Source organism: Streptomyces sp. A0592, from assembly GCF_004795115.1.
GTDB classification, from domain to species: Bacteria; Actinomycetota; Actinomycetes; order Streptomycetales; family Streptomycetaceae; genus Streptomyces; species Streptomyces erythrochromogenes.
On the sequence record NZ_SSBM01000036.1, the window covers coordinates 59,478 to 68,269 of the forward strand.

Below are 8,792 nucleotides of genomic sequence, written 5' to 3' on the forward strand. Positions count from 1 at the left end.
ACATTCCGGCCGCTCGGCCGACCCGCTCAGACGGCACGGTTGCGGCGGGCCGCCAGCTCGTCCGTCGGGTTGTGCCCGACCAGGGTCTCGCCGGTGTCCACGCGCTCCCCGTGCAGCTGCGACAGCGCGCTCTGCACGTCGCGCCACACCACGCCCACGGCGATGCCGAAGACGCCCTGGCCGCCCTGGAGGAGGCTGACGACCTGGTCCGGCGAGGTGCACTCGTACACGGTGGCGCCGTCGCTCATCAACGTCATCCGCTCGAGGTCCGCGAGGTCGCGGTCGTGCAGGTGCTGCACGGCGGTGCGGATGTTCTGCAGCGCCACACCGGTGTCCAGGAAGCGCTTGACGATCTTGAGGACGACCACGTCGCGGAAGCTGTAGAGGCGCTGTGTCCCGGAGCCGTACGCGGGCCGCACGCTGGGCTCCACCAGCCCGGTGCGTGCCCAGTAGTCCAGTTGCCGGTAGGTGATGCCGGCCGCGGCGCACGCCGTCGGCCCGCGGTAGCCGACCTGCTGGGGCGCCGGCTCGCCGTCCACCGGCCCGACCGGCGTCGACTCCGGCTGACGGTGCGCGGATCCGACCGCACCACCGTGCAGCGGGTACGGCCCAGTGCCACTGCGTACGGGGGTGCCCCCGGTCGTACCGTCGCCCGTGATCCTCACGCCGACCCTCCGTCCTTGACCTGCCCACCTCGAAGGTAGGCAGTCACCAGGGGTGCGTCAACGATCGCCACACTCGGCACGCCGAGTGATAATCACCCTGAGAGTGGTTTCCCGTATCCGTTTGCGGGGAAAGGCTACTCGAATGGGCTGGAACCACACCGTGGACGACGCGGCAGGCGCCTCACTGCGGGCCGGTACCGAAGTCCTCGGGTGAGATCTGGTCGAGGAACTCGCGGAACTTCTCCACCTCGTCCTCCTGCTCGTCCGGGATGGCGATTCCGGCATCGTCCAGGACGCCGTCACTGCCGTAGATCGGCGTCCCCGTCCGCAGGGCGAGCGCTATGGCGTCGGATGGCCGCGCGCTCACCTCGACCCCGCTGGCGAAGACGAGCTCCGCGTAGAAGACGCCCTCCCGTAGATCCGTGATCCGGACCTCGGTGAGTTCCTCACCGACCGCCTCCAGCACGTCCTTGAAGAGGTCGTGCGTCAGCGGCCGGGCAGGCGCCATCCCCTGCTGGGCGAAGGCAATGGCCGTCGCCTCCCCCGGACCGATCCAGATGGGGAGGTACCGATCGCCTCCCACTTCACGCAGGAGCACGATCGGTTGGTTGGAGGGCATTTCCACCCGGACACCCACAACGTCGAGCTCGTTCACACAGCAACCCTAGGACCTGCTCGGCAGGTTTGGGTAGTCGGGGCTCCACCTCGACCGACGAGGTCAGCGCAACCGGACGCCGAGAGCGGTCTGCACCAAGGCCTCGTGCAGCCGCACGGAGAGCCCTGCGAGCTCCTTCATCGTGGCCTCCGCATGGGCCCTGGTCTGCGGGTTGCGGTGCCGGCGCAGGGGTGCCACGACCTGTTCCACCAGACCCGCCTCCCGGTCGGCGGCCGCCTTCATGGCGCGCAGGTGCCGCGGCTCCAGGCCGAAACGCCCCAGGTCCGCCACGAGCCGGGCCACCGTGACCGCATCGGCGTCGAACCCGCCGCCCGGCCCTTCGGCGAGCAGCCCGTACGACTCCCACTCGACGAGCTGGTCCTCGTCCACGCCGACGGCCTCCAGGAGCTCCGGCCGCCCCACACGGGCCGCCGGGGGCCGCTCCTGCCCCACCTCGCCGTAGACGGCCGCGGAGAGGGCCGGGTCGGACGGATCGGCGGATTCGCCGTGCGCCGTGGGCGCCGGGATGCGGATCTGCTCCCCGCGTGCGAGCGCGTCGAGCTGGTCGCGGATGACCTTCAGCGGCAGGTAGTGGTCACGCTGCAGGCGCAGGATGCGGGCGAGTCGCTCCACGTCCTCCGTGCTGAACTTGCGGTACCCGGAAGGTGTGCGCCGGGGCTCGACCAGCCCCTCCGCCTCCAGAAAACGGATCTTCGAGATCGTGACTTCGGGGAACTCGTCACGCAGCGTGGTGAGCACCGTGCCGATGCTCACCAGCCGCCCGGCCGAGCCGGCGGTGCCGCTTCCGGCGCCGCCTGTCGGATTGCGCAGCATGGGACCTTCCCTCGGGTGCCCCCGGACCGGGTCCGGGGGAGGGTCAGACGCCCCGCAGGCTCGCGTAGAAGACCAACCGGTACTTGCCGATCTGCACCTCGTCGCCGTTGTGGAGGGCGACGGAGTCGATCGGTTCCCGGTTGACGTACGTGCCGTTGAGACTGCCTACATCGGCCACGGTGAAGCCGCCGTCCTGGCTCCTGCGGAATTCGACATGGCGCCGGGAGACGGTGACGTCGTCCAGGAAGATGTCGCTCTGCGGGTGCCGGCCGGCCGTGGTCAGTTCGCCGTCCAGCAGGAAGCGGCTGCCGGAGTTGGGTCCGCGCCGCACGATGAGCAGGGCGGAACCGGGCGGCAGTGCCTCCACCGCGGCCTGGGCCTCGGGGGACAGCGAGGACGACACGTGCGTCTGTCCCGTCACCTCGGCCTCGTAGGCCTCGAGGCCCGAGATCGAGATGGTGGACGTGGTCTCCGAGGCACGCTCCGGCGTCAGACCCGCCCGCAGCGGCGCTCCGCAGTTGGAGCAGAACCGGCTGGCCGCATCGCTACGGTGTCCGCACCTGCTGCAAACCTGCTCGGCCGACATGGACGGCTCCTCGCGCCGCGGCTGCCCCGCGGAGGCATTGGTGGCATACGGGTCGGGGGCAAAGCCTCCACCCGCACTTGAGGTTGACGGTTCACCGAAACCTATGCGGCCGGTACCACCAGGGTCAACAGACGACGCGCCGGGGGAACCCGGAACCTCGCCCGCGCCGGCGACCTCGTCGCGGAACAGCGGCCGGTCACCCTGCCCTTCCGCACCCCCGGCGCGGTGCCTCGCCGCGCCGCTCTCCTCGCGGTTCTTCTTGCCGAACAACTTCTCAAACAACTTCACGGGCGATTCCCCTTGACTGAAACAGACCCGCCCGTGGGGCAGGACGAACTCCGAATGCAGACACCTGCCGACCCGGACATTCTCACAACGTCCGTAACCACCAGACAGTTTCCACCACGCACCGCAACTTCGGTGCGGCGACCCCCCGCAGGCATCAGCCCGCGTGAGCCGCTCCACCCTCCACTCCGCTTCATCTTCACCCCGATGACGACCGAGCGTAGTCAGGCTGCTTCGCAGCCCGCAAGGCATCCACAACGATCTTCGCCGACCGTGTGACGGCGACCGTGGCCTGCTCCTTCTCCAGCGTCTGGACGACACCACCGGGGATGTTCAGCGCGGGCTCCAGATCCTGGGGCTTGCCGATCACCTTGAACTCATAGGGTTGTGTGATCTTCTTGCCGTCGATCCCGACCCCACCGTTCTCGTCCGAGAAGTACGAGCCTGCCACGATGCGCACCCCGTTGATCTGGATCGCCTCGGCCCCCGCGGCCCGCAGCTCCTGGAGCGTGTCCAGCAACTGGTCGGACTGCACCTGCCCGGTGGGATCAGTGATCTTGAGCGTGATGCCCGGTCCCTGTGCTGCCACCGTACCGGCCAGGATGCCGAGTTGACGCTCCTTCTCCACGGTCTGCTTGCGGGCCTCCTCGGCCTGGTTGGAGCTGCTCTCCAGCTCCCGGCGCTGGTCCTCCAACCGCTGCTTCTCGTCCTCCAACCGCTTGGTCCGCCCGTCGAGCTCGTCGAGGATCCGTACGAGGTCCTCCTGACGCGCCCCGCGCAGCGCACTGGAGTCGCTGTTCGAGCGGACCTGGATGGCCAGGCCCAGGCCCAGGACGAACAGCAGCAGGGCGACGATCAGTTGGGCCCGGCTGGCCCTCGGCGGCCACAGTCCCGCCGCCAGCCGCTGCCGTCCGGTCTCCTCGGCAACCGGCTCGGCCTGTGTCTTTCCCTTTTCAAGAGGCTGTTCCGGGACGTTCGGTTCCTCGGGCGGGGTGTCGTTCGCGCTCATCGCCATCACGCCCGGAACACGTGCCGGCGGATGGCCGCGGCGTTGGAGAAGATGCGGATGCCGAGGACGACGACCACGCCGGTGGACAGCTGCGAGCCGACGCCCAGCTTGTCGCCGAGGAAGACGATCAGCGCGGCCACGACGACATTCGAAAGGAACGACACCACGAAGACCTTGTCGACGAAGATGCCGTCCAGCATGGCGCGCAGACCGCCGAACACCGCGTCCAGCGCCGCCACCACGGCGATGGGCAGATAAGGCTCCACCACGGCCGGTACCTCGGGCCGGACCAGAAGTCCGACCACCACTCCGGCCAAGAGGCCCAGTACCGCGATCACGATGCACCCTTCTGCTGCTCTGCTGCTGTGGCTGTACGAACGATCAGGCTCGAGGCGGCCGGAAGCCGCAGCTCGTCGGCCGCGGACAGGGTGTAGCGGATCCCGTAGCTCTCCTGCAGGACGTGCAGGTACTGGCCGTCCGCCGAGTCCTGGAAGGCCGGGCCGAGCTTCTTCTTGTCCCCCACCGCCAGCACTTCGTACGGCGGCACCAGCGGCCGGTTGTCGACCAGTATCGCGTCGCCCGCGGCCCTGATCGCCGACAGCTCCGTCAGCCGCTGCCCGTTGATGGAGATCGCCTCCGCACCGGACTGCCACAGTCCGTTGACGATCTTCTGCATGTCACGGTCGCGGAGCCGGCCGGTGTCCGAGAAGCCGCTGCTCTCGCGCGGTCCTGCGCCGTCGCCCGTGGAGGAGCCCTTCGCGTCGTCCACCACCAGCTTGATCCCCGGCCCGCGCACCTCGGTGGCGCCGGCCAGCTGGGAGACGAGCTCGCCCTGGCTCCCGCCGGGCTGCTTGAGGGCCGCCCGCTGACGTGCGGCGACATCGGTCCTCAGCCGGTCGATGCTCTGCTCCAGGGCGTCCGCGCGCTCGTCGGCCCGCTGCACGCGGTCGATCAGCTCCTGGCGCTCCTTGGCGAGCACCGGCGCGTCCACGCGGGCCTCGGCCGCGCCGAGCGTGACGACTCCCGCGGCGATCACGAGTCCGGCGGCGAGACCCAGCTTGGCCTTGAGTGTGCGGGGCAGGCCGGCCGTGCCGTCCGCCCGGCGCCGGGCCGTCGCCTCCGCGTAGCCCTCGTCGAGGCTGTGGTCCATCACGTGCGTCAGCAGCGACATGGAGGCGTCCGGCCGGGGTGGCACAGAAGACGCCGGAGTCCGGTTGTGGGGCGGCTGCGACATGCCGCACATCGTCGCATGTCGGCGCCGCACACACCCAATGCGTCCATCCGGTGGGCCGGGGCCGCGCACCCCGCCCCGGCCCACCGGACTTCCGCCCTATGTCACTTCCGCCCTATGTCATGGACGCCCGGCCCTCAGTGCCCGGCGCCGTCCACCACGCCGGCCCATTCCTCGAGCAGCGCCTGCGCGGAGGCGTCGTCGGGGCCCTCGGCCCACAGGTGGGTGACGGCCTCCGCCGGGTCCGGCAGGACCAGCGCCCACCGTCCGTCGGCCTCGACCACCCGCACACCGTCGGTGGTGTCCACCTGCCGGTCTCCGGCCGCTTCCACGACCCGCCGCATGACCAGCCCCTTGACCGCCCAGGGTGTCGGCACGTCGCGCTTGAGGACGTGCGCCCGCGGGATCCGGGCGTCGATCTGGCTCAGCGTGAGCTGGGTGCGCGCCACCAGGCCGAGCAGCTGCACGAATGCCGCCGAGCCGTCGAAGACGCTGCTGAACTCCGGAACGATGAACCCGCCCCGGCCGTCTCCACCGAAGATCGTGTTCTCGGCCCGCCCCACCCGGGTCAGGTCGTCGGGCGAGGTGGTCGTCCATTCCACCTGTGTGCCGTGGTACGCCGCCACCTGCTCGGCGACGCGCGTCGTGGTCACCGGCAGCGCGACCTTGCCGCTGCGCTTCTCGGCGGCCACCAGGTCGAGCATGACGAGCAGAGCCCGGTCGTCCTCGATGATCCGCCCGCGCTCGTCGACCAGGGAGATGCGCTCGCCGACCGGGTCGAACCGCACGCCGAAGGCAGCACGGGCCGAGGCGACGATCTCGCCCAGCCGCACCAGGCCGGCCCGCCGGGACTCGGCGGTCTCCGTCGGCCTGGACTCGTCGAGCCCGGGGTTGATCGTCAGGGCGTCCACCCCGAGCCGGCCAAGGAGGCTCGGCATGACGAGCCCGGCGCTGCCGTTGGTGGCGTCGACGACCACCTTGAGCCCCGCGTCGCCGATGCCCGTGGTGTCCACCCGCCGCAGCAGCGAGCCGGTGTACGCGTCGAAGACGCTGCCCGGGAACTGCAGGTCGCCGATCTCGCCGGGGAAGGCGCGCCGGTACTCCTGACGTGCGTACACGCGGTCCAGCTTGCGCTGCTGCTGGAGCGAGAGGTCCGCTCCGCGTTCGTCGAGGAACATGATGTCGACGGAGTCCGGCACTCCGGGCGAGGTCCGCAGGACGATTCCGCCGGCGCTGCCTCTCGCGGTCTGCTGCCGCGCCACGGGCAGCGGTACGTTCTCCAGGTCGCGTACGTTGATCGCGCTGGCCTGGAGCGCCGAGATCACGGCCCGTTTGAGCGCGCGGGCGCCGCGGGAGTGGTCGCGGGCCGTGGTGACGATCGCACCCTTCTTCAGGGTGGTGGCGTAGGCGCCGGCGAGCCGGACCACGAGCTCGGGGGTGATCTCGACGTTGAGGATCCCGGAGACCCCGCGCGCGCCGAAGAGGTGGGCCTGTCCGCGGGACTCCCAGATGACCGAGGTGTTGACGAAGGCACCCGCCTCGATCGTCTTGAAGGGGTAGACGCGGACGTTCCCCTGAACGATCGATTCCTCACCGACGAGGCACTCGTCGCCGATGACGGCTCCGTCCTCGATCCGGGCTGCGCGCATGATGTCGGTGTTCTTGCCGATGACGCAGCCGCGGAGGTTGCTGTGGGGGCCGATGTACACGTTGTCGTGGACGACGGCCCGGTGCAGGAAGGCGCCGCTCTTGACGACGACGTTCGACCCGATGACCGTGTGCTCGCGGATCTCCACGCCGGCTTCGATCTTGGCGTAGTCCCCGATGTAGAGCGGTCCGCGCAGTACGGCGTCCGGGCTGACCTCGGCTCCTTCGGCGACCCACACGCCCGGCGAGATCTCGAAGCCGTCCATCTCGACCTCGACCTTGCCCTCGAGCACGTCGGCCTGCGCCTTGACGTAGCTCTCGTGGGTGCCCACGTCCTCCCAGTAGCCCTCGGCCACGTAGCCGTAGATCGGCCGACCTTCCTTCATCAGCTGCGGGAAGACGTCGCTGGACCAGTCGACCGAGACATCGGCATCGACGTAGTCGAAGACCTCGGGCTCCATGACGTAGATGCCGGTGTTCACGGTGTCCGAGAACACCTGGCCCCAGGTCGGCTTCTCCAGGAAGCGTTCGACCTTGCCTTCCTCGTCCACGATCGTGATGCCGAATTCCAGCGGGTTCGGGACCCGGGTCAGGCACACCGTGACGAGTGCGCCCTTCTCCTTGTGGAAGCGGATCAGGTCGGTGAGGTCGAAGTCGGTCAGCGCATCGCCGGAAATGACGACGAAGGCATCATCCTTCAAGGCCTCCTCGGCATTCTTCACGCTGCCGGCGGTCCCGAGTGGCTTTTCCTCGTTGGCATAGGTGAGCTCCATCCCGAGCTCTTCGCCGTCCCCGAAGTAGTTCTTGACGAGCGACGCCAGGAACTGCACGGTAACCACGGTCTCGCTGAGCCCGTGCCGCTTGAGCAGCCTGAGTACGTGCTCCATGATCGGGCGGTTCGCCACCGGCAGGAGCGGCTTGGGCATGCTCGAGGTCATGGGGCGAAGGCGTGTGCCCTCGCCACCGGCCATCACGACGGCCTTCATGTCGGAAGAGTCCTCCTTGAGAGATGACAGTCGTGCCGACTCTCACCCGCCTCGTTCGGTGACTTCGCGACTCCTCCGCGTCATCCGGCGTCGGGCGGGCTCAATCGGCCGTGGCGTCAGCCTTCACCAGGCGGCGGACTTGAACCACGTAAAGGATTCCTGCCCACCAATAGAGGGTTGTACCCCATCCCGCGAACGCCCATCCGAAAACTGAGGCCAACCAGGCCAACCAGCCGCTTCCGTCACTGAGCAGGAGCAACGGGAACGCGTACATCAGGTTGAAGGTCGCGGCCTTGCCGAGGAAGTTGACCTGCGGCGGCGGATATCCGTGGCGGCGCAGGATCCACACCATGACCAGCAACATCAGCTCACGCGCGAGGAGGGCTCCGGTGAGCCACAGCGGCAGGATCTCGCGATAGGTCAGACCGAACAGCGTCGACAGGATGTAGAGGCGGTCCGCGGCGGGATCCAGCAGCCGGCCGAGCTTGCTGATCTGATTCCAGCGCCGGGCGAGCTTCCCGTCGAGGTAGTCGCTGACCCCGCTGAGCATGAGGACGGCAAGGGCCCACCCGTCGTACTCCGCGAGGATCAGCCACAGGAACAGGGGCACGCCGGCCAGGCGAGCCATGCTCAGGACGTTGGGAATGGTGAAAATTCGGTCAGTCTGAACCCGAGTCTCCTGGACCTCCACCCGGGGGCCTCCACGTGACGGTAGAAATGGTCGTTCGATGCCCCCTGACCCTACAGGAGACCCTGCAGGTGTCCGGAACGCAGAAAAGCCCCGCACCGAACCCGTGAAGGGTTGGTGCGGGGCTTTCCCACAATGATTGTTCGGCGGCGTCCTACTCTCCCACAGGGTCCCCCCTGCAGTACCATCGGCGCTGAAAGGCTTAG

Annotated in this window: 9 protein-coding genes; all 9 read right to left on the bottom strand. The window is 69.0% G+C overall.

The annotated features are described in order from the left end of the window. Nucleotides 1-26 precede the first annotated feature (26 nt). The 9 genes from E6U81_RS32795 to E6U81_RS32835 all read right to left on the bottom strand — a co-directional run bounded on the left by E6U81_RS32795 (nucleotide 27) and on the right by E6U81_RS32835 (nucleotide 8,589). The gene (locus E6U81_RS32795) at nucleotides 27-665 is read right to left on the bottom strand and encodes a MerR family transcriptional regulator (RefSeq protein WP_136233658.1); all 639 of its coding nucleotides are present in this window, start codon (nucleotides 663-665) and stop codon (nucleotides 27-29) included. A 181-nt stretch (nucleotides 666-846) separates the two neighbouring features. Beyond that, nucleotides 847-1,320 (bottom strand): bifunctional nuclease family protein, encoded by a 474-nt coding sequence (locus E6U81_RS32800; protein ID WP_007262890.1) that lies wholly within the window; start codon nucleotides 1,318-1,320, stop codon nucleotides 847-849. A gap of 63 nt (nucleotides 1,321-1,383) precedes the next feature. Continuing rightward, a complete protein-coding gene (locus E6U81_RS32805; RefSeq protein ID WP_136233659.1) occupies nucleotides 1,384-2,154 on the bottom strand; it encodes a MerR family transcriptional regulator in 771 nt (256 codons plus the stop codon). Between the two features lie 43 nt (nucleotides 2,155-2,197). Beyond that, nucleotides 2,198-3,136, bottom strand: a complete 939-nt coding sequence (locus tag E6U81_RS32810) for an FHA domain-containing protein (protein ID WP_206310078.1) — start codon at nucleotides 3,134-3,136, stop codon at nucleotides 2,198-2,200. 88 nt (nucleotides 3,137-3,224) lie between these two features. After that, nucleotides 3,225-4,034, bottom strand: coding sequence for a DUF881 domain-containing protein (locus E6U81_RS32815; RefSeq protein ID WP_136233660.1), 810 nt, complete (start codon nucleotides 4,032-4,034; stop codon nucleotides 3,225-3,227). A 5-nt stretch (nucleotides 4,035-4,039) separates the two neighbouring features. Further along, the gene (locus E6U81_RS32820; protein WP_007262894.1) at nucleotides 4,040-4,372 is read right to left on the bottom strand and encodes a small basic family protein; all 333 of its coding nucleotides are present in this window, start codon (nucleotides 4,370-4,372) and stop codon (nucleotides 4,040-4,042) included. Further along, entirely contained in the window at nucleotides 4,369-5,277 is a 909-nt protein-coding gene (locus tag E6U81_RS32825; RefSeq protein WP_136233668.1) for a DUF881 domain-containing protein, read from the bottom strand. The genes E6U81_RS32820 and E6U81_RS32825 overlap by 4 nt, the downstream gene beginning before the upstream one ends. 125 nt (nucleotides 5,278-5,402) lie before the next feature. Beyond that, nucleotides 5,403-7,898, bottom strand: a complete 2,496-nt coding sequence (locus tag E6U81_RS32830) for a mannose-1-phosphate guanyltransferase (protein ID WP_136233661.1) — start codon at nucleotides 7,896-7,898, stop codon at nucleotides 5,403-5,405. A gap of 100 nt (nucleotides 7,899-7,998) precedes the next feature. Continuing rightward, nucleotides 7,999-8,589, bottom strand: a complete 591-nt coding sequence (locus tag E6U81_RS32835; RefSeq protein WP_168714795.1) for a CDP-alcohol phosphatidyltransferase family protein — start codon at nucleotides 8,587-8,589, stop codon at nucleotides 7,999-8,001. Nucleotides 8,590-8,792: the final 203 nt, after the last annotated feature.